Source organism: Streptomyces sp. NPDC102514 (assembly GCF_055584525.1).
In genome coordinates this window covers 198,654-215,777 of sequence record NZ_JBVJLW010000015.1, presented here as the reverse complement: position 1 = coordinate 215,777, position 17,124 = coordinate 198,654, and the positions used below count along the sequence as shown (strand labels likewise).

General features: G+C 70.0%; 29 protein-coding genes. 6 read left to right on the top strand and 23 right to left on the bottom strand.

Going from position 1 to position 17,124, the window contains the following annotated elements; all coding sequences use genetic code 11:
- Positions 1 to 211 precede the first annotated feature (211 nt).
- From ACZ60E_RS33225 to ACZ60E_RS33205, 5 genes are all read left to right on the top strand, one after another.
- Entirely contained in the window at positions 212 to 481 is a 270-nt protein-coding gene (locus ACZ60E_RS33225) for a zinc finger domain-containing protein (protein ID WP_469445260.1), read from the top strand.
- Between the two features lie 162 nt (positions 482 to 643).
- The gene (locus tag ACZ60E_RS33220) at positions 644 to 1,348 is read left to right on the top strand and encodes an HAD family hydrolase (RefSeq protein ID WP_469445258.1); all 705 of its coding nucleotides are present in this window, start codon (positions 644 to 646) and stop codon (positions 1,346 to 1,348) included.
- On the top strand, positions 1,345 to 1,839 hold the full coding sequence (locus ACZ60E_RS33215; protein ID WP_469445257.1) for a hypothetical protein: 495 nt from the start codon (positions 1,345 to 1,347) through the stop codon (positions 1,837 to 1,839). The genes ACZ60E_RS33220 and ACZ60E_RS33215 overlap by 4 nt, the downstream gene beginning before the upstream one ends.
- Before the next feature lie 128 nt (positions 1,840 to 1,967).
- Positions 1,968 to 2,210 (top strand): hypothetical protein, encoded by a 243-nt coding sequence (locus ACZ60E_RS33210; RefSeq protein WP_469445255.1) that lies wholly within the window; start codon positions 1,968 to 1,970, stop codon positions 2,208 to 2,210.
- Positions 2,211 to 2,694: 484 nt separating this feature from the next.
- Positions 2,695 to 2,916 carry a hypothetical protein gene (locus ACZ60E_RS33205; RefSeq protein ID WP_469445253.1) on the top strand — a complete coding sequence of 74 codons (222 nt, stop codon included), beginning with the start codon at positions 2,695 to 2,697 and terminating at the stop codon, positions 2,914 to 2,916.
- Positions 2,917 to 3,175: 259 nt separating this feature from the next.
- On the opposite strand, the gene ACZ60E_RS33200 is transcribed toward ACZ60E_RS33205, so the two are convergent.
- The 14 genes from ACZ60E_RS33200 to ACZ60E_RS33135 form a co-directional block, all read right to left on the bottom strand.
- Positions 3,176 to 3,415, bottom strand: a complete 240-nt coding sequence (locus tag ACZ60E_RS33200) for a hypothetical protein (protein WP_469445251.1) — start codon at positions 3,413 to 3,415, stop codon at positions 3,176 to 3,178.
- An 80-nt stretch (positions 3,416 to 3,495) separates the two neighbouring features.
- Positions 3,496 to 5,289 (bottom strand): hypothetical protein, encoded by a 1,794-nt coding sequence (locus tag ACZ60E_RS33195; RefSeq protein ID WP_469445249.1) that lies wholly within the window; start codon positions 5,287 to 5,289, stop codon positions 3,496 to 3,498.
- A gap of 290 nt (positions 5,290 to 5,579) precedes the next feature.
- Positions 5,580 to 6,254: a hypothetical protein gene (locus ACZ60E_RS33190; RefSeq protein ID WP_469445247.1), complete on the bottom strand. Its 675-nt coding sequence runs from the start codon at positions 6,252 to 6,254 to the stop codon at positions 5,580 to 5,582.
- A 330-nt stretch (positions 6,255 to 6,584) separates the two neighbouring features.
- Positions 6,585 to 7,205 carry a hypothetical protein gene (locus ACZ60E_RS33185; RefSeq protein WP_469445246.1) on the bottom strand — a complete coding sequence of 207 codons (621 nt, stop codon included), beginning with the start codon at positions 7,203 to 7,205 and terminating at the stop codon, positions 6,585 to 6,587.
- 347 nt (positions 7,206 to 7,552) lie between these two features.
- Positions 7,553 to 7,729 carry a hypothetical protein gene (locus ACZ60E_RS33180; protein ID WP_469445244.1) on the bottom strand — a complete coding sequence of 59 codons (177 nt, stop codon included), beginning with the start codon at positions 7,727 to 7,729 and terminating at the stop codon, positions 7,553 to 7,555.
- Positions 7,726 to 8,160, bottom strand: a complete 435-nt coding sequence (locus ACZ60E_RS33175; protein WP_469445243.1) for a hypothetical protein — start codon at positions 8,158 to 8,160, stop codon at positions 7,726 to 7,728. Before ACZ60E_RS33175 ends, ACZ60E_RS33180 begins: the two co-directional genes overlap by 4 nt.
- Complete coding sequence (locus ACZ60E_RS33170; protein ID WP_469445240.1) at positions 8,157 to 8,513, bottom strand: HNH endonuclease; 357 nt, start codon at positions 8,511 to 8,513, stop codon at positions 8,157 to 8,159. Before ACZ60E_RS33170 ends, ACZ60E_RS33175 begins: the two co-directional genes overlap by 4 nt.
- Positions 8,514 to 8,614: 101 nt before the next feature.
- Positions 8,615 to 9,199 (bottom strand): hypothetical protein, encoded by a 585-nt coding sequence (locus tag ACZ60E_RS33165; protein WP_469445239.1) that lies wholly within the window; start codon positions 9,197 to 9,199, stop codon positions 8,615 to 8,617.
- 135 nt (positions 9,200 to 9,334) lie between these two features.
- Positions 9,335 to 9,550 (bottom strand): hypothetical protein, encoded by a 216-nt coding sequence (locus ACZ60E_RS33160; RefSeq protein ID WP_469445237.1) that lies wholly within the window; start codon positions 9,548 to 9,550, stop codon positions 9,335 to 9,337.
- Complete coding sequence (locus ACZ60E_RS33155; RefSeq protein WP_469445235.1) at positions 9,499 to 9,708, bottom strand: hypothetical protein; 210 nt, start codon at positions 9,706 to 9,708, stop codon at positions 9,499 to 9,501. Before ACZ60E_RS33155 ends, ACZ60E_RS33160 begins: the two co-directional genes overlap by 52 nt.
- A gap of 83 nt (positions 9,709 to 9,791) precedes the next feature.
- Complete coding sequence (locus ACZ60E_RS33150) at positions 9,792 to 10,328, bottom strand: hypothetical protein (protein WP_469445233.1); 537 nt, start codon at positions 10,326 to 10,328, stop codon at positions 9,792 to 9,794.
- Positions 10,329 to 10,353: 25 nt separating this feature from the next.
- Positions 10,354 to 10,656: a hypothetical protein gene (locus ACZ60E_RS33145; protein ID WP_469445232.1), complete on the bottom strand. Its 303-nt coding sequence runs from the start codon at positions 10,654 to 10,656 to the stop codon at positions 10,354 to 10,356.
- Between the two features lie 82 nt (positions 10,657 to 10,738).
- On the bottom strand, positions 10,739 to 11,212 hold the full coding sequence (locus ACZ60E_RS33140) for a hypothetical protein (RefSeq protein ID WP_469445230.1): 474 nt from the start codon (positions 11,210 to 11,212) through the stop codon (positions 10,739 to 10,741).
- A gap of 444 nt (positions 11,213 to 11,656) precedes the next feature.
- Positions 11,657 to 12,004 carry a hypothetical protein gene (locus ACZ60E_RS33135; protein ID WP_469445228.1) on the bottom strand — a complete coding sequence of 116 codons (348 nt, stop codon included), beginning with the start codon at positions 12,002 to 12,004 and terminating at the stop codon, positions 11,657 to 11,659.
- Between the two features lie 86 nt (positions 12,005 to 12,090).
- Between ACZ60E_RS33135 and ACZ60E_RS33130 the strand changes: the two genes are divergently transcribed.
- Entirely contained in the window at positions 12,091 to 12,435 is a 345-nt protein-coding gene (locus ACZ60E_RS33130; protein WP_469445226.1) for a hypothetical protein, read from the top strand.
- Between the two features lie 18 nt (positions 12,436 to 12,453).
- Here ACZ60E_RS33130 and ACZ60E_RS33125 read toward each other — a convergent pair whose 3' ends face one another.
- The 9 genes from ACZ60E_RS33125 to ACZ60E_RS33085 all read right to left on the bottom strand — a co-directional run bounded on the left by ACZ60E_RS33125 (position 12,454) and on the right by ACZ60E_RS33085 (position 17,121).
- Positions 12,454 to 12,843: a PadR family transcriptional regulator gene (locus tag ACZ60E_RS33125; protein WP_469445224.1), complete on the bottom strand. Its 390-nt coding sequence runs from the start codon at positions 12,841 to 12,843 to the stop codon at positions 12,454 to 12,456.
- A 28-nt stretch (positions 12,844 to 12,871) separates the two neighbouring features.
- Positions 12,872 to 13,093: a hypothetical protein gene (locus ACZ60E_RS33120; RefSeq protein WP_469445222.1), complete on the bottom strand. Its 222-nt coding sequence runs from the start codon at positions 13,091 to 13,093 to the stop codon at positions 12,872 to 12,874.
- A 104-nt stretch (positions 13,094 to 13,197) separates the two neighbouring features.
- Positions 13,198 to 13,632: a hypothetical protein gene (locus tag ACZ60E_RS33115; protein ID WP_469445220.1), complete on the bottom strand. Its 435-nt coding sequence runs from the start codon at positions 13,630 to 13,632 to the stop codon at positions 13,198 to 13,200.
- A 10-nt stretch (positions 13,633 to 13,642) separates the two neighbouring features.
- A complete protein-coding gene (locus ACZ60E_RS33110) occupies positions 13,643 to 13,903 on the bottom strand; it encodes a hypothetical protein (protein ID WP_469445218.1) in 261 nt (86 codons plus the stop codon).
- Positions 13,904 to 13,987: 84 nt separating this feature from the next.
- Entirely contained in the window at positions 13,988 to 14,155 is a 168-nt protein-coding gene (locus ACZ60E_RS33105) for a hypothetical protein (RefSeq protein ID WP_469445216.1), read from the bottom strand.
- A gap of 65 nt (positions 14,156 to 14,220) precedes the next feature.
- A complete protein-coding gene (locus tag ACZ60E_RS33100) occupies positions 14,221 to 14,640 on the bottom strand; it encodes a DUF4262 domain-containing protein (protein ID WP_469445214.1) in 420 nt (139 codons plus the stop codon).
- Positions 14,641 to 14,748: 108 nt separating this feature from the next.
- Entirely contained in the window at positions 14,749 to 16,071 is a 1,323-nt protein-coding gene (locus ACZ60E_RS33095) for a DNA cytosine methyltransferase (protein WP_469445213.1), read from the bottom strand.
- Positions 16,072 to 16,211: 140 nt separating this feature from the next.
- Entirely contained in the window at positions 16,212 to 16,595 is a 384-nt protein-coding gene (locus ACZ60E_RS33090; RefSeq protein ID WP_469445211.1) for a hypothetical protein, read from the bottom strand.
- A gap of 1 nt (position 16,596) precedes the next feature.
- Positions 16,597 to 17,121, bottom strand: a complete 525-nt coding sequence (locus tag ACZ60E_RS33085; RefSeq protein ID WP_469445209.1) for a hypothetical protein — start codon at positions 17,119 to 17,121, stop codon at positions 16,597 to 16,599.
- Between the last annotated feature and the right edge of the window lie 3 nt (positions 17,122 to 17,124).

Here is a 17,124-nt window from a genome sequence, read left to right as displayed (position 1 = left end):
TTCTGGCGGACGACGATCACGGGCATCTGCTGGGACCGCCCTCTGCCATGGGGCGCCGTCCGCCGCCGTGTTCACCCGCATATCCCCGTCACAGTCGAACTCACGGACGCGCTGAGCAGCTCACACGTCGAAAACGTAACGCGGAGGGGCAGTTCGACGTACAGGACATGAGGGCTGGCTCGCTCTCGTCGCAACGAGGAGATGCCCCTCCATGAATGTCCGACTGCCCGTGTCCCTTCAGACGTCCTCCCTGTCCGTCCTCATCCTGTCCCCGGTTGCGGACGCCGCACACGATGCTGCGCACGAGACCGCGGCCCGGTTCCGGCACGGTGTGTACTCCGTCCCCTGCACGAAGTGTCACGTCCCGGCCGGCGAACTGTGCCTCGCCCGGCGGACCGTGCATGCCGCTCGCCGAAACCTGTACCGGCAGAACCCGAAGTCCACCGGCCTGGTGCCCCTCCTCGTCGGGCGCGGCCGATGAGAGCCCTTGCTGTCAAGGCTCCGGCCCGGCCCGAGCGGTCCGGCCGCCTGGTCGTGCCCTCCAGTGCACCGCCTGCCAGTTGAAGACGGCGTATGAGCAGGTCGGAAGTGATCTGCAGACCATCGCTCACCACAAATCGAGTGCACCGAAGGACTGCAACCGATGAACACCACTGTTGCCGAAGCCCTCGACAGCGTCGCGCTGGAACAGGTCATCGCACTGATCGCATGCGGCACACGGCCAGGTCAAACGCAGCCCTGCGACCGCCACCAGGGCCGTTCCCTGATAAACATCGCCTCGCACGGCACGGTCGACGCGCTCGCCGCGGCGATATGTAGTCACCGGGGGCAGTGCCAGCCGTGCACGGCCAAGGCCGCCGAAATCATCCGCGTCTACAACCAGGGGGACCATGTGACCACCGCCGTTGCCCCGCCGCGCACCGCGGTGGCGTTCGATCTGGAGGGCGGCCTCATTAATGTCTCGACCATCCGGAACCTGGCCGGGGACGCGTTCGCGTTCCACGCTGCGATGCTCGGATGCCCGCCCAACCCTCACGTCGTGGAGGCGGCCCGCGCGGCGCACGAGAGCGGGACTGCCGTCCTCATCATGACTGGTGCGGACCGGCGCCTGGAGCAGCTTGTGACTGTGTGGCTGGGCCGCAACGGGGTGTCCTCGACGCTCTTGTTCATGCGCGGCCGCGGGGACCACCGGCCCGGCGCTGTGGTGAAGCGGGAACGACTGCTCGCCGTGCACCGCCGGTTCTCGGGTCTGACGGTGTGGAGTGCCGACCCGAGTGTGGCCCGCTTGTCGGAGCGGGATGGCATCGATGTCAGGAAGCTGCGCGGCTACTGGGGTGAGACCCGGTGAACAGGCTTGGAGCCCAGGAACTCACCGCTGAGGAGCTGTCCCGACTCCTCGGCAGCGAGTTGCCGCGGACGCTGCCCCTGGGAGGCTGGACCAAGCAGACGCTGCACTGCCAGGTGGACGCGATCGGGCCGTCCGACATGCACCCGGACCTGGTGAAGGTCGAGCAGGGCTGGCGGTGCCGTGGCTACGGCACCGTTCCCGACTACACGCGGTGGGACGGCTACCACCACAACGAGGAACCGAAGTTCGTGCCGTGCCCGGTATGCCGTCCCGGCGAGAGCCCGAACAGCCTGTGTACGGCTACCGTGCTGCACGCCGTCGGCGGCCGGATGAGCTGCGCCCTGGTTGCGGGGCACTACGACGAGGCACGGCACCCGAGGACGGGCGACAACGACGACCCGGGCGGATGGCATCAGACGGCCCCCGCACCCCGCGGTGGGCTGCGGATCGTGTGGAACGACAAGGCGGACGCGGCGACACCGCACGGCTGAGAACGGCCAGACCACTCCTCGCACTTCTCGTCGAGAACCCAGCAGATCCTCAAGGTGTCGCTGCAGTTCTCGACCGGTTCGTCGGGTCCGCCGTTCGTCCCTGCAGCCGGCCGTCCCGGCTCCGTCCCGTGATCTCGCCCCGCAGCCGCTCATCGACCCGCTCGCTGCGTGCATGTTCGGTGGGGGAGTCGGAGCGGGGGCAGTTCCTCATCGAGCTGAGCCAGGTCGTCGCCGCGGCGGCCGGCATCGGCGGGGCGGTCGCCGTGTTCGCGCTGCTGCTGCTCGTCGCGAAGAGGTCGCCCGGCAAGGGCGAGACGGTCCACATCACGAACAGTGACCGGTGGGGAGACCGCTCCCGCACGAGCGCTTGACCTGTAGATCCGAGGGGCCTGGCCGCTGGTCGGGGCCCTTCTGCATACTTGCCGACTTGGGGTCCGCCCTGTTCCTGAGCAGCAAGAAGAACGGCAAGTGATCACAAACCGATAACGGTCCGGCAGGTCGGGACGAGGCGTCGCCTATCAGGTTTGAGGTGTCGGCTTTCGCGGATCTTCACAGACGGTCAAGCCGACTATCCCGTACGGTCTGGCAGGTCGGGGGCGTGGCGTCGCCTATCGGGTTTGAGGGAATTTTTTGTCGACTTTCTCGACCAACATCCCTTACCCGCGCGGGTCTTCACAGACGATCAAGTCGACTGCCCTATCTCGTCACGCAGTTCGGGCCTGGCCTAGGCCACAAGAGGTCGTATCCTGGGATTTGCTTCGCCTCGGAAGTGATCTGACGAGTGTGGAAGAGGCCCCAGCGCACACGCCCGGGACCTCTCCAACGCCCGTCAGGGCGCGAGTGCGAGGAGACGCAATGTCAAAACCCGATGCCCCCGGTGAAGAGCCGGAGCCGCAGGAGCCGGAAGATCCCGGCGAAGGCGGCGGGGCGAAGGAAGAGACGGAGCGTCACCGCAGGAAAAGCCACTTCAAGTGGCTCAGGGTCGTCATCATTACGGCGTCCACGTGGATCTTCTGGCTGATCGAAGAACCGGTCAAGGAGCGAATCCTCGACGGACTGTCCAGCTGGCTCTCCTGAAACGCAAAACGACCCGGTGACCGCCGGGCCGCTTGCTACTGCGGTGACATGAACAGAAGGGTCGTCCGATTCCCGAGGTCTCAAATCTGGGGATCGGGCGGCCTTTCGCACTTCATATTGCTCGCCCTCCAGGCTAGCAGCCATGCTGCATTTTCCTAACAGGTCCTAGCATGTCCCGCCTGACCTGCTGTTATTTGACCACCCACGAGCGCACGGACCCACAGAACGAGCGTGGGGCCCGCACGGTGCCCCACGGTGTCTACCGGCGGGGAAGTCGCCTACGTCCTGAGTCGGGCTGGTCGGCGCGTTCCACAGTCACCTGGTGGCCTTCCTGTGCGGCGAGGAGCAGTTCGTAGACGACGCGTTCCCCTTCGCCGCGCATGCTCAGTTGGCGGGTGCCGTTCGCCACGAACGCGGGGTGCGCCCGAAGCGGAGGCATCAGCACGTCCAGGAGCGCGGCGCGGCCGCCGCGGCGCGGGGCGTACGGAGCCGGGAGCACGTCCAGGACTCGGTCGAGTTCGTGCAGGGCGCGCGGGGTGGTGGGGACGGCTGTGCGGAAACGGTTGCTGATGGTCGGATTCAGTTCAGGAGGCCGCGGCGGCGCGGCGGGTTGATGGGCTCCGGCTCGTACACGGTGAGCAGGGCCGCGTCGGCACGGTCGGGGGACTTCATGCCGCGTTGCTTCATGGCCTTCTTCGACTCGACGACGGAGTGTCCGGCGCTGTTGGAGCCCAGGCGTGGGGTGGAGAGCTGGATGCCGGTCTGCCGGTCGACCCGCAGCCGCAGCCGGCCGAGGCCGGTCGACGGGTCCGGCTGCAGAAGACCGCGGGTGGCGAGCCACATCTCGTCGCGCTTGCGGTACGGGCGCATCTGGGCGCCCGGGTCGTCCTGTTCGGGCGACTCGGACACCATGACGCCGACGATCTGCGCCTGGTGGCGGCCGGTGTCGGCCCAGCGCTTCAGCATCGACACGACGCCGTGGCCGATGCCGTTCTGGTCGACCTTGACGCGCACGGCGTGCGGGGAGCGGAGCGCGTCGGCGAGGAGCTGCGCGGCCTTGATCTCCTCCAGGACTTTCTCGGCGAGCAGGACCTGGTCGTCGTTGATGGTGCCGGAAGAGTGATAGCGGGTCTCGATGGCGTCGCCGGCGATGCGGGAGATCACGAACTCATCGCCTCCGTCCGCCGCGACGTCGACGCCCAACCTGACCCAGGCGCCTTCCTTCACGGTGTGGGTGGCGGTCTCCTTGTCGATGCCGAGGTCGCAGATCCGATGCCAGCCGGGCCCGGTCGGGTCGTCGCTGGTCTGCGCGGACTCCACCCACGTGACGGGGATGGTGAGGCCGCCCCCGCCCTTGGGGAACTTCGCGTGGACCTTCGCGATGACGTACGGGTGGTCGGGCCCGTACTCGCGGATCGTGCGGTCCACCCATTCCTGGTCGGGGAGGTGGATGGCGAGGGAGTGCGCGGGCACTCCGTCGGGGCAGTCGTTGCAGAAGGGGACCCGCTCACGGGTGATGGCCGGGGAGTCGAAGGTGGCGATGGGGATGGTGACGGTCGTCGGCTCCTCGGGGTCCTCGCCCTCCTCGCAGAGCCCTTCGAACCAGCTCCGCGGGTCGTCCATGGCCGGGTTGCCGATCGCGAGCATCCGCGCGTCGCCGGTCAAGAGGTTGTTGGTGCCGTTGCCGATCATGCGGGCGATACCGCCAGCCTCGTCGACGACGATCAGCAGCTTCGGGGTGCCGTGGATGCCCTGCATGGCCGCTTCGTCGTTGTCCGGCGCGGTGAAGCCGTACGCGACGAGGACGTCATTGCCCCACTGGTCAGGCATTTTCCACTGCGTCGTGTCGCAGTACCCGGGCAGACCGGCGCGGGCGACGGTCTTCCTGATGTGCGGCCACAACTGGTTTCGGACCTGCCGGAACCGGGTCGCGGTGGTGACAATGACCATCGTCCCGGGAGCGTTGACCGCTCCGGCCCACGCGACCAGGCGCCCGGCGATCCACGTCTTCCCCACGCCGAAGCCAGCCGGGACGGCGATGCGCTTGTGGAAGGGGACCGCGTCGACGATCTCCCGCTGTTTGCCCCAGATCGATTCACCGAGGACGTCCTCAATGAACCCGGACGGGGTGTCGTGCCACAGCCCGTACAGGGAGCCGGTGGCCCGCTCGACTTCCCGCATGACGTACGGCCGCTCGCGGGCGCTGATGGTGTGCTTGAAGGCGTGGCGGCGGTCGGCGGCGGGGGCGCGCAGCAGGATGTCGGCGACGTTGGAGGCGTCCCGGGAGACGACTCCGGGCCGACGGGCCCTCTGCAGTTCCTGGCGGGCGGGAGCCACGCGAGGACTGGAGGCCGGGGGCTGCGTGCGGGGCATGGGCGGAAGGTGCCGCCCGCAGGGATCTAGTGTCGCGGCCTGGCCGGGGTCCATGCCCAGACCGCGGCCAGACCGCGAAGTTCCGGCAGTCGCATGATCAACGTGCCGCCCGCTGCCTGTTCAGGAGCAGCGCCCGTGCCGGAAGTCTGTCTCGGGGTGACGGTCCTGCCCCGGGGAGGTGGATCAGGACCGTCACCCCGATTGGGGGGCCTGGCTGGAGTGTCTTCCCCTGGAGGATCTCGGGGCGCAGAGCCAGCCGCACCAGTAGTACGTCGAGGGGCCGGTTTCTGTTACACCTTGCCGTCGGTCGGCGGCCGCATGGTCCAGGTGGTCGCGAAGGAGACCGGGTAACTGCGCGCGTACGGCTCGCGGAGGGCCTGCCTCATGGCGCGGTCGAGGTCATCCGGCGTGAGGGTCGCCGGCTTGGCCGCAAACGCCCCCGCGGACTCGGGCGCGACCCCCTCGAACCAGGAGCGCCGCCGCTCGGTCCACCTGCGCATGGACTCCCGGGCCGCCTTCTCCCGGCGGGCGACTTCCGCCGTGCTCATCCAGCCCTGGGAGGTGAGAGCGAACACGCCGACCCCGCCGTCTGCGGCGGCGTCCCAGCCGAGGGCCGCCTCCAGCCGCTCGCCCTCCGCGAGGCACTCGGCAAGAAAGCGCAGAACAGCGCAGCGGAGGCATGCACAGGGCGCAGCCGAGGGCTTGGGAGTCTCGACGGTCGACGCCTGTACGGCGGCCGGCGCGATGTAGTTCGTGACGAGGTCCTGCTCCTCCTCGGCCCGGAAGATGGCCCGCCGGAACAGCTCGACGTCGAGTTCCTCGGCCTGCTTCTGCTCGCTGGTGAGCTGGTACCAGTACGGGAGTTCCCTGCCCTCCCCCTCGGAGATGAGGCGCTTCACCTCGTAGTGGTTGCGGGTGAGGTTCGGCGGGAGCATGGCGCGCATGGGCCTGGGTGACGTCGTCATGGTGGGGGGAACGCCAGACGGCCGGGTTCTGTGACACCCCTGCTCTGCCGCTGCGCCTTGTCGGCGCCGAGCTCTAGCAAGCCCAGAGACGCGCCGATGCCTGAGCGAAGCGAAGGCATCGGATCACTACTTAATGGTGGTACTTGATCTTATTACTAAAGGGGCCCAGTCCTCCGGAAACCGGTTTTGCGGCGACCGGGAAACCGGCGCCCGGGAAATGGGCTCCGGTGACCGGGGCCCAGAAACCCGTCTCCGGTTTGACCAGCGCGGATGCAAAACGACGACCGGCCCCGATGATGCTGGGGCCGGTCGTCTTGGAACGGGTGGTGGCTACAGGCCGCGGCGTGCGCGGGCCGCGTCCCGCTGCCCGTAGACCAGGCGCCGCTCGATGCCGGCGTGCTCGGCGATCCGGTCAGGCTTCCAGCTGTAAGGCGGCTCCGACAGAGCGAACACCGACTCCTGCATGACCCGCACGGCGACATTCCGGCGGGCCCACGCCGCGTGGACGGGCGGGGCGGACTTGAGGAGCTGCCCCTCAGCGTTCTCGACCCGCTCAATACCCGCAGCTTCGGCGGCTTGGGCGAGTTCCTCGCGCGAGCCGGTCGGCAGCTCGTCGACGTGCTCCTTGGAGCCGAACATGACGGTGGCGAGCGCTTTTCGGTAGCCCGACCTCGTCAGGCCGATGGTCTTGGCCAGGCCGATGCGCTGCTCGTAGAACCACAGGTGCGCGAGTGCCAAGTCCCGCTCGTCGAGGTGTAGCGCGATCTCGGCGTCGGCTTGGTTGACGATGGCGGCGGCCTTGATGATCAGGTCTTCCGGGCGTGCGTGGACTGCGGCCTCGGGTCGTTCCAGGCCGAGGTCTTGGAGGACCTGCTTCTTGGAGGTCTCGTCGATCTGGGCGTAGTCCGGGGCCGGGATGCGCGGGCCGTAGGTGATGCCAGCCTTGGGCATGGTGGCTGTTCTCCGTCCAACTGTGGCGCGGTCTGTGCGCCGTGGCGGCGACTGGGGCAACCCCATGCCGCCTCATCGCGAGAATAGTATACCCAAGGGAATTGATTGTCGGGGGTGCCGTCCCGGCACCGGCACTGACCTGCAACGGAGCACGGCGAACGCGATGCCGCCGAGAACCAGAACGTAGCCATTCCCGTCGTGCACGCTCTTTTGCCCGGGAGCTGGGTTCCGGGGAGTGTCGGTCGTGGCGATCCGGCCGACGGCGAAAGCCGGGCCCTGCGGGACCTGTGCCGCCCACAGACGGAACGGGCCAAAGCCCAGCCAGCGGGGGAACCATACGTGGCGCCTCACCGTCGCCCCCACGAGAGCAGGAAATCGAGCAGCGCGTCGAGGGCACTCTCGAAGACGGTGGCGATCCACCCCGGCCCGGACCCAGTCGGCGCGTGCGCGCGGCGGGCGCGCTTGCTGCGCTTGAGCGAGACGTGCGCCCCTCGGCCCCGGGCGGCCCACAGCCGGCGCCTCATCGCGCGGTCTTCCTGTGCAGGTCACCGTGGCGTTCCCGGCTCGCACGCAGTTCGGCGCGGGTGGCGAGCTTGGCGAACATCAGCGTGCGAGAAGCGACCGTGACGATGCAGCCGATGCGGCTGTTGCCGCCGAACACCCAGCCGGTCGACACCGGCACGGACTCTACGGTTCGCCAGCCGCCGATCGTGTACCGGCCGAACCGGTGGCCGAAGTCCCGGAACCAGGAACGCGTGGTGCCGCACGGTCCGCAGTACACCCCGAGGGCGAGGGTGTACCCGAGGAGCGTCGCGGCGACGCCGATGATCCTCTCGCGACCGTTGACCGGGTAGCGGATGACAGCGGCATGCAAGCGGTACTCGTTGCGCCACCCGGAGAGATACCACTGGGCGGTCAACGGGAAGAACACGCGGGCGCGGCCGGGGGCGGTCATCGGGTGACCGCCGTCATCGTGTAGCGGAAGCCGTCCGGGGTGAGCCGGTACTCGCGACCGTCCGCGTACTGCACCAGGACCTCGCCGGGCAGCTCCGGCCGGCGGACCTTCCAGCCCGCCGCGTAGGACTCCCGCGGGTTGTCCTCGAACCAGCCGTTGCACGTCGTGCAGGCCAGCAGCAAGTTGTGCGCCTGGTTGATCCACTCCTCCCGGGCTCCGCCCATGCCGCGGTTCACCCTGTGGTGGATGGTCAGGCCGTCCCGGGTCCCGCAGCGCACACAGGTGCCGCCATCGCGGTCGTAGACGATCGCCTTCACCGTGTCGGTGGGGCCGGTTCGCCGTCGTGCCTTCACAGCACTGGTCTCCTAGCCTGCCCCGGGCGCCGGGCCGCGGGGAGCGCGGTCCAGGTGATCGCGTCCGGGGCGAGGCGGGGAGAGTGGACGGCGGCCGCGGCTTACGTCGCGTGCCCCAGGTGGTGGAGTACCGGCCCGGCCGGAGCGGTCAGGTACTCGGCGAGGTGCTCAGCCCGCTCCCGGCTGATGACCGCGGCGGGCATGGCGTCCGGGACGGCGCCGGCCGGGAGCTCGGGCAGGCCGGTCGCGAAGAACCCGATGTGCCGGTAGTCCAGGCCCCGCACGCGGCTGAGGAGCAGCTCGGCCGCGGCACCGTCCCACGGGCCGACGGTGTGCAGCGGCGACAGCGTGCGGTACGAGAAGTGCATCCGGTTGGAGAGATGGTCGTGGCCGGTCCGGGCGAGCACGGGTCGGGTGTCGCGGATCCGGCCCGGCGACAGCCGCACGGCCGGGTCGTCGACGGCGTGCTCCGCGAAGTCGGCCACGAAGTCGGCCAGGGGCTCCAGGTCGCGGATGGTGCCGCCGTACAGCGGGGCGGCGACACCGCGGAGCCGTCGGGGCCGCTCGTCGACACGGCGGGTCAAGCCCCTTGTCCAGACGCGGATCCCGCTGTCGAGGTCGTGCGAGAAGACGAACTCACCGCCCTCGTCGACGGGCGCAACGAGGACGTGTGTAGGCGTGGGCATCGAGGAGGTCTCCTCATCGGCGGCGGAGCGCGGCCGAGGACCCGGGCGCGCACGATCAGCCCGGTCGGAACGGGCTGTATCCCCGCCGCTGCGGGGCCCAAGAGGGGGAGTCCGACAAGGTCTCCGCGGACGAGCCTACCGAGGACGGCGGGCGGCGCGCAGGTGCTGCGGGCCGAAGAACCGGAGCTCCCGGCCGGCCGCCGCGGTGTCGAGGCCGCGGAGGACGTCCTGGGCGAAGCCGCCGGGGGTATCGACCCACAGCGTGTACGGGGTGCCGGTGCGCAGGTACGACAGGACCATCAGGTCACAGACGATGTCGTCGTCGAGGCGGGCGAGGAGCGCGCGCCGCACGGGGCGGGGGTCGCGGCCAGGTGTTCGAGGTGGTCCAGGCGGACGAGCCAGTCGGGGACGGACGACGTCCGCGTGCACAGGCCGGAGTCGACCACGTTCCGGGCGCGGACGGCGAGCGAGGCAATCCGGGTATGGGGCGGCGCGGCGGTCGTGACCATGGCCGCGGACCGTAGGCAGCGGCCCGCTTAGCGTCGTGCCGTGAGGTGACGTGATGAGGAACGGCAGCTCCGGCCGCGTCACGTCACCTCGTGGAGAGGCGGGCAAACAGGCTGCTCCCGGCCGGTCGGCGCAGCCCGAAGTGCCGTTCGGACTCGGCGTCGAGGTACTTCCGGCCCGCGCGCAGGAACGGCATCTCCAGGCCGCGGACGGACTCGTCGACCAGGCCGGCCGGGGCGTCGACGTCCAGGCCGTCGACGAGCCGCGCGCACGCGTCGAGGAGTTCCTGAGCGGCCGTCTGGACGTTCCGGTCGCTGTCGAGCATCACCACGCCCTGGCGGAGCCGGAGAGTCTTCAGGTGCTCGTGGGCCGCTTCCTTCTGGGCGCGGCGGGCCGCCAGAGGCAGGACGGGCCACGACTCGAAGATGTGGCCGATCTGCTGGGCGGGCTCGGCGAACTCGGCGTACGACTGCACACGCCGCTGGTGGGTCTCGCTCCAGGCCGCGCCGTCCTGGACGTACTGTCGGGCCGCGGCCGTGCCTACGCGGGTCCGGAAGTGCACGGCGGCCCCGCCCGCGGCGGTGACGGCGAGCGCAGAGATGAAGGCGGTGGTGGCGTCCATGCCGCCATTCTGCCGCCCGGCACTGCTAGCCGACAGACGGCTTCCGCCCCCTCATCGGCGCCCAGAACTGGTCCAGCTCCTCATCGGAGGCTCCGAAGGGCATCACCTCCTGCACAAGGTGCTCAAGAGCAGCTTTGACAGCGCCCAGCGTGTACGCCTCCCGAAGGTCGGGGCGGTCGGGGTGCTGGGCGGCGGCCTCTTCCTCGACCATGAGCAGACAGCGTTCCGCGCGGGCGACAGACGTACCGATCACCACACGGCGTGCGTACTCTGCCGCTACGACGTCTTCGCTGCTGTCAGTGTTCGTGTCCTGTTCCGAGGTCTCCACAACTGTGCCAACGAGGGCAGGACCGGGCAGGTGACGTGACGCGGCAGGGATTCAGGAACTGCGTCACGTCACCTCGGGCCGGTCAGGCTGTGCGCTGCTCGGCGAGGGCCCGCTCCAGAGCGTCGAGGATCGTCACGATGTCCTCGATCTTCACGTAGGAGATCGCGAACGAGGTGAGGCCGTCGGCGAGGACGTCGATGTAGTACTCGGCGTACGTCGACTCGTCCTCGTAGCTGTACTGGCCGGGCTCGGCCTCAGCGAATCCGCCCGGCCCTTCGGCGAACCAGTCGGCGCCCCACACTTCGAGCATCGCCTTGCCGACGGCATCCTTCGAGACGCCGTCGAACTCGATCGTGGCGCGCCCGTGGTCGTCGAGGCACGCCTTCCCCGATCCCTCGCCGGGCTTCTCCCAGCGCAGGGTCGGGCCGAAGCACTGGCATTTCTGGGCGGGGGTGAGGGCGGGGAACGCCGCGGTGAACGCCTCCTGCGCTGCGAACTGCTGCTCGTCCCAGCTCATCCGCCAGTTGTCGAGTGCCTGCATCACGTGCGGTCGCACGCTGCTCCCTTCGACCCGGGGTGCGGGGTCACCAGGTGGCGACCACGGGGCGCACCCAGGGCGGAACGCACCCTGCATGATGTGAAGTTTTTGTGTCTGCCCCCGGAGTGCCGGGCAGTCACTGCGGGCTGGCCGGGGATGACGCGGGCGGGGACGGCTCCGGCCCGCTGGTGCGCGGGGCGCTGGGTGACGCCGTGGGCTTCGACCCGCTCGACGAACCACGGTCCTCGGTGATCACGACCGCAACGATGGCGCAGACCACGAGCAGGGAGAGAACCGCCAAGGTGCCCAGGAGGCACAGCAGGCGTCGACACTGCGGGCAGGGAGTGCGCAGAGGGCACGGGTTGCCTCTGTGGCAGGGGGCAGGCTCGAACATGGGCATTCCTTCGGTGCGGGGACGGGAAGGCTGGAGGGTGTTCTCCTCGGACGTCTTGCGTCGCGCCGTCACCGGGCCCGGACCGGCGGGGCGGCTGGAACCTTCACCAGCGGGGCCGCCGGGCCCTTGGCGGCCGGGGCCTTCGGCTGGTTCGGCACGGTCTTCTGCCCGCTGCTCCCGGAATGGTTGGTACCCGGGGCCGTGGCGCCCCCGGAGCCGTACGGCAGGCACGTCGCGGGGTTGATGCCGTCGGCGACGTGTCCCGGGCACCTCCGGGTCGAACGACCGTCGCCTTCGTCGATGCTGGAGACCAGGAGCGCGAACAGGACGACCGCGCCGAGCACGACGACGCCGACGGCAAGGGCGGTCATCAGGGCGGACGGGCGGCTGTCGGACCTTGGGAACGTGCTCTTCACGGCGGGGCCTTCCACGCGGAGGGGTGAGGCCGCGGATCGTGGAGGCCCGGCGCGCCTTGCGTCGCGGGCTGTTTACAGTCGAAGGCGTGAGCGAGATCGAGGAGCCACAGCCGGCCCGCCCGTGGCGCCCCGAGGACGGGCCCTATCCGGAGGTGTGGACCTGGCCGGACCGCGACTGTCCGGCGCTGCGAATCTGGTCTGCCGGGGCGTGGCGGTACGCGGCGGTGCGGGCCCGGCAGAACTTCCCGGACGGCACCGTGCGCTACCAGGTCGAGGTGGATCTACGCGGGGACACGACAGTCACGACGCTCACGTACGCGTGGCCGCAGCCCGGACTGCGGAAAGGGCACGGGAGCAGCGTGGAGCCGTCCAGGACGGCCAACGAGGATCACCAGGGGGGAATGGCGCAGGCGCCGCCCCGCAGGGCGTAGACGGCGCCGCAGGGGCGCTCAACTACCGGACGGTGCAGGGGACAGCAGCGGCCGGAGGTAGCGAGCCAAGATGCCGTGGCCGCCGCGCGGCGGCCTGTCGTCGTGCTCCGCAAGAGCAAGCCGGGCCAGCCGCGCGCCCTCGCGAGTCAGCAAGTAGCCCCGGCGGGCGGGACGCTGCTCCTTCTCCGGATCGATGTTCTCGTCTACGCCGGTGATCCAGTGCGCCTTTTGCAGGTACGCCAGTTCCTCGTACAGGGTGCTGCTGAGGACCTTCGCCGAGTCCATGATCGCCATGGCGTAGTGCACTTCTTCTGGCCTCTGCAGGAGCGCACGAAGGATCTTCACCGTTTTCGGCGTTAAGACCACGTCCTGGTCTGCCGCCTGCTCGGGGTCCCGGTTGTTGTCCATGACCCCGAGCATTCCAGACGGCTGACGCCTACAGGTAGGCGTCGACGAACTCGGCGGCCTCGACGCGGCCGTGCCCGTCAGCAACGGTGAAACCGAGGACGCGGACGCGGACGCGGCGGCCGTCGGCGAGGACAGTGGTGCCGACGGCTCCGGCCGGGGCGGCGGCACCGCGGAAGCGGTGGACGCCGCCGGGGCCGAGGAACACCTGGGCGTTGATGATCTTGTATATGCGGGTGGTGCGGGCAGCCATAATGTGGCCTCTCGAAGCGGGTGGGGCGCGCCTCGACGCGAGCGGCCCTCACCCCCTCCGTGCGCTCGGACCTGTCTGGACAGGACCGGCCGCGTATCCATTCTTCAGGCGGTCTGTTCGACGTCCTTGCGCGAGAGGGGAACCGCGCCGTCGGCGTGCTTGAGTGCCTGGCGGGCGGCGACCAGAGCCGCGCCCTGGATCCCGCGGCTGTGGCAGATCCCCCACCACTCGTGCGCGGTGACGATCGCCGCCACCTTGAGCAGGTCCGCCCGCAGCTCGTCGTACGCCGCGGCGTCGGCCGGGTCCCAGCCGGGCGAGGGCTCCCGACCCTTCCTCTCCGGCTTGCCCCGCTCCTCCTCGGCCGGCCAGCCCGGGTCCGGCTCACGGGACCAGGGCAAACGCTTCTGCATGGCGTGGATCTCGGCGTACAGCTCGGCGGCCCGACGCTGCGCGGCGACGAGCTTCTCGGGGAACTTGTGCGGGTCGAACGGCTGCTCCTCGGCGGGGGCCTGCTCGGCGGACGGGGCGGGTGTGCTCATGCTTCGCAGCCTAGTTCGAGGGCCGGACATGCTCCGGCTCCGGTTCGTTGCGCATCGCGGCGTCGGCGCGCGCCAGGGCGTCGGACACGGCCTCTCCCACCGGTTCCGGGTCGTAGACGGTGACGGTCGGGGCGAGGCGCTCCACCAGGGCGGCGGCGAGATCGTGGCGCAGCCGTCGTTCGTACTCGGCGCGCATGCGCGGATCTTCGGCGATGTGCTGCCAGACGGCGCGGTCGATCGACTCCTGAGCCGTGACGGCCTCTCCGTCCACGGTGACCGTCGCGGTGAGGACGACGAACGGCCCGAAGGTGAGGAAGCGTCCGCCCTTCGCGAAGGGGGGGCATGTCGGGGGTGCTCATGCGCGGGGGAACGTCGTCCGGCGGCGGGTTGTGACGGGGGCCCGGTGCCGTCGGGGTACCTGGGCGATCCAGTACGGCGGGCGCCGTCGGCCGTCGTCGAGGAGCTGGGCGATGCGGTGGAACGCGGCGGCCGCATCCCTGCACGTCGTGGCGATGTTGGTCATGCCGAGAGGAACGGCGGGCGCAGCGAGCTGTTACAGCGGCCGCGCCGCTCCGGGCGCTGGGCGGGTCACATGAGGCGCTGGGCGTTCTCGTCGCGGTACCCCGGCTCTCCGGGGAACTGGCCGCCTACGTCGGGCCACAGGACTTGCCATACGGGCGGCTGCTCGCCGAGGACGGCTCGCATCTGGGGAAAGTCGCTAGTGTCGTCGACGGGTCGCAGGCGGACCACGTGGCCGTCCAGGACGCGGTTGAGGACCGTGCCGTCGGCGGGGTCGATGTCGTCCGTGACGAGCTGCTCGGCGGCGTTGTTGAGGACGGCACAGGCGAGGGTCGCGGGCAGGCCGGTGAGGGCGAGTTCGTAGGCGCGGCCGGGCCGGACGCCGAGGCCGACGGTGTACGCGAACTCGTCTTGCTTCCCCTCGGGGTCGAAGATCCACAGCACGTCGTGGCTGTGGCCGGTGCCGGTCTTGGCAGTGGTCTCGGACATGTGGCGCTCCTGGAGTCGGGTGCAGGGGCGCGCACTGCACACGGGCCCGACCGCTTGCGTCCACGAACGGCGGCGGCCCCCGCCGGTGGGCGGGGGCCGGGCGGCTGGTCAGGCTGCCGTGTCGAAGTCCTCGGCGTTGCCGTCCAGCTCGTCCATTCGGTAGAGCTGGAACAGGTAGTCGGCGGACCGCGCCTCGCCGTCGACGCCGAAGAACTGGGCGAGCACCAGCGCCGCCATGAGCGGGGGGACGACGTCGGCGAGCTGCTGGAACACGCTCGTGCGGGAACCCTGGCCCGGGTAGGTGGCGCGGAAGCCGACGAGGAGACCGGCCTCGTTAGAGGTGAGGCGCAGGCCGTCAGAAACGCGCTTCCAGGTGCGGGCCTTCCCTGTGAGGCAGTTCGAGGGCTTGTCCGCGCTGAACTCGTTCCCGCCCTTGGCGCGGCCGGTGGCCGGGTCGACGGGACGGACGCCACGGGTGTTGATCCGCTCGCCCTCCTTCCAGCCGAGAGCCTGCGCCATCGTGGTCTGGCGGACGTTCTCGGCGGGCTCGGGCAGGTACGCCAGGCGGCGGAAGGCGAGGAAGAACACCCGCTCGCGGCGAGAAGCGAGGCCGAACCGGGAGGCTTCGAGGATGCCTTGCGTGCTCCAGTACCACTCTCCCTCTTCCTGGCCGCCGCGCAGCTCCAGGCGGATGTCGTCGAGGATCTGCTGAGGCAGTCGGCTGGACTGCTCCATCGCGATGAACTGGAGCGGCGCGCCCGCTGCCTGGAGCCCGAATGCCCAGAACAGCAGCTCGGCCATGAGGCCGATTCGGGCGTCGGTGAGCGGGGCGAGCTGGGCGCGCAGGTCGTCCCAGGTGAGACCGGAGCGCGGGGCGAATCCGTCGTGGTAGCCGAGTTCGTCGCAGGTGTCGCAGCCCTCACACCAGTCGTCGAGTTCGTTGCCGGGGAGGAATCCGCCCGCCTCGGAGGTCTGGGCGAGGACTCGGCACAGGACGTCGATGTTGGCCTGCTCCTGGCCGGAGTGCTTCCCGGCGGGGGAGAACGAGGGGCACGGCGGGGAGACGATCAGGCCGCGCACGTGGCGCAGGGCGTAGTGCTCGGGGTCCAGGGTGGTGATGTCGGCGCAGATGCGGAAGTGCCCGGCGGCGGTGGCGGTGGCGCATGCGTCCTTGGAGAAGTCGATGCCGCAGGAGTCGACCGCCACCCCGAGGACGGCGGCGATGCCCTCGGACCAGCCGCCGGGGCCCGCGAACAGTTCGACGATGCGGATGGGGTCGCCGGGCAGCGGGTCGAGGAGCCAGCGGCCGGGGAACGGGGCGGCGGCCGTGTCGAGGACGGCGAGGACCTTGGGCGGGATCGGCATCCCGTTCTTACGGGACAGGGTGGCGACGTGGACGGCGGTTGCGACCGCTGGGGGCAGGATCCTCATCTGGTGCTCCTCTTCTTCGCTGGTTCGCCGGTGGTTGCTCTCCACCAACACCACGAATGGTACACCCATGGGAATCTAGCGGGGTGTGAACAGGGAAAATGCGCAACCCATTCCCATGGGTTGCGCATTCTCGCTGGTGGTCAGATGAACGCTGCGGCGCGCGCCTCGCCCTCAAGCACTGCGGCGGCGGCCTTGACGTCGGCCCCTAGGTCGATCCCGGCACGCCGGAGACCTTCGAGGAGTTCCAGGGCCGTCGGGTCGTCGCCCCGGTCGTACGCGGCGATGTGCCCGGCGACCTTCGCGCGCAGCGTCGCGAGATCCGACTCGGCGGCCAGGAGGCGCAGCAGGATCCACGGCAGTGCGGTGTCGCAGTACCGGCCGAACGCATGGGCGTCCAGGACGCCACGGCGGCGCCGGTCGTGGATCTTGGCGGCGTCCAGGACGAGATCCGGTGACGCCTGATGTCCCGCGCCGAGGAGAGCGGCGACGGCGGCGAGTTCCTCGGGGGTGGCGGGCTTGAGCACGTCAGATCACCTCGCCGGGCGCAGAGGCCGACTCGGCGTCGCCCTGGTCGCTGTGCACGGTCCGGCCGGCCGGGGCGAGCGGAATACCGAGCGGCACGCGCCCGCCGTCGCTCTGCGCCTTGATCTCGTCGGCCGACCACAGCTCCTCGGGCAGGAAGTCGAGGAACGTGTACGGCGACACGTCGTCGATGCGCTGAATCAGACCGAGGACGTGGCTCGGGCTGCGGGGGTCGACGGAGCCCCACAAGGCGGTGATCTCCTCCGGCACGGCCGGGAGCGGCTCAGGGTCACCCTGTGCCCACTCGTCGAACTCGTGCAGGATCTCGCCCGCGCTGTCGCGGATGGAGTCCAGGAACACGGACTCGTCGTCGGGGTCGACCGGCCGGGACAGGGCCAGGTACGCCCCGGTGGGGAACTGAACGTGCAGCGTGTGACTGATCAGTGGCAGCGTCGCTTTCGCGGCGGCGTGCGCCTTGGCGATGGCGTCGTCCAGGGCGGAGACCGGGGTCAGGTCGGGAGCGCTCACGAG

What these genes read in the sequence shown, in the direction of transcription:
- ACZ60E_RS33225 (WP_469445260.1), top strand. Translation starts at nt 212, where the DNA reads ATGAATGTCCGACTGCCCGTGTCCCTTCAGACGTCCTCCCTGTCCGTC.
- ACZ60E_RS33220 (WP_469445258.1), top strand. Translation starts at nt 644, where the DNA reads ATGAACACCACTGTTGCCGAAGCCCTCGACAGCGTCGCGCTGGAACAG.
- ACZ60E_RS33205 (WP_469445253.1), top strand. Translation starts at nt 2,695, where the DNA reads ATGTCAAAACCCGATGCCCCCGGTGAAGAGCCGGAGCCGCAGGAGCCG.
- ACZ60E_RS33195 (WP_469445249.1), bottom strand. Translation starts at nt 5,289, where the DNA reads ATGCCCCGCACGCAGCCCCCGGCCTCCAGTCCTCGCGTGGCTCCCGCC.
- ACZ60E_RS33190 (WP_469445247.1), bottom strand. Translation starts at nt 6,254, where the DNA reads ATGACGACGTCACCCAGGCCCATGCGCGCCATGCTCCCGCCGAACCTC.
- ACZ60E_RS33185 (WP_469445246.1), bottom strand. Translation starts at nt 7,205, where the DNA reads ATGCCCAAGGCTGGCATCACCTACGGCCCGCGCATCCCGGCCCCGGAC.
- ACZ60E_RS33180 (WP_469445244.1), bottom strand. Translation starts at nt 7,729, where the DNA reads ATGAGGCGCCGGCTGTGGGCCGCCCGGGGCCGAGGGGCGCACGTCTCG.
- ACZ60E_RS33175 (WP_469445243.1), bottom strand. Translation starts at nt 8,160, where the DNA reads ATGACCGCCCCCGGCCGCGCCCGCGTGTTCTTCCCGTTGACCGCCCAG.
- ACZ60E_RS33165 (WP_469445239.1), bottom strand. Translation starts at nt 9,199, where the DNA reads ATGCCCACGCCTACACACGTCCTCGTTGCGCCCGTCGACGAGGGCGGT.
- ACZ60E_RS33155 (WP_469445235.1), bottom strand. Translation starts at nt 9,708, where the DNA reads ATGGTCACGACCGCCGCGCCGCCCCATACCCGGATTGCCTCGCTCGCC.
- ACZ60E_RS33150 (WP_469445233.1), bottom strand. Translation starts at nt 10,328, where the DNA reads ATGGACGCCACCACCGCCTTCATCTCTGCGCTCGCCGTCACCGCCGCG.
- ACZ60E_RS33125 (WP_469445224.1), bottom strand. Translation starts at nt 12,843, where the DNA reads ATGGACAACAACCGGGACCCCGAGCAGGCGGCAGACCAGGACGTGGTC.
- ACZ60E_RS33120 (WP_469445222.1), bottom strand. Translation starts at nt 13,093, where the DNA reads ATGGCTGCCCGCACCACCCGCATATACAAGATCATCAACGCCCAGGTG.
- ACZ60E_RS33115 (WP_469445220.1), bottom strand. Translation starts at nt 13,632, where the DNA reads ATGAGCACACCCGCCCCGTCCGCCGAGCAGGCCCCCGCCGAGGAGCAG.
- ACZ60E_RS33105 (WP_469445216.1), bottom strand. Translation starts at nt 14,155, where the DNA reads ATGACCAACATCGCCACGACGTGCAGGGATGCGGCCGCCGCGTTCCAC.
- ACZ60E_RS33100 (WP_469445214.1), bottom strand. Translation starts at nt 14,640, where the DNA reads ATGTCCGAGACCACTGCCAAGACCGGCACCGGCCACAGCCACGACGTG.
- ACZ60E_RS33095 (WP_469445213.1), bottom strand. Translation starts at nt 16,071, where the DNA reads ATGAGGATCCTGCCCCCAGCGGTCGCAACCGCCGTCCACGTCGCCACC.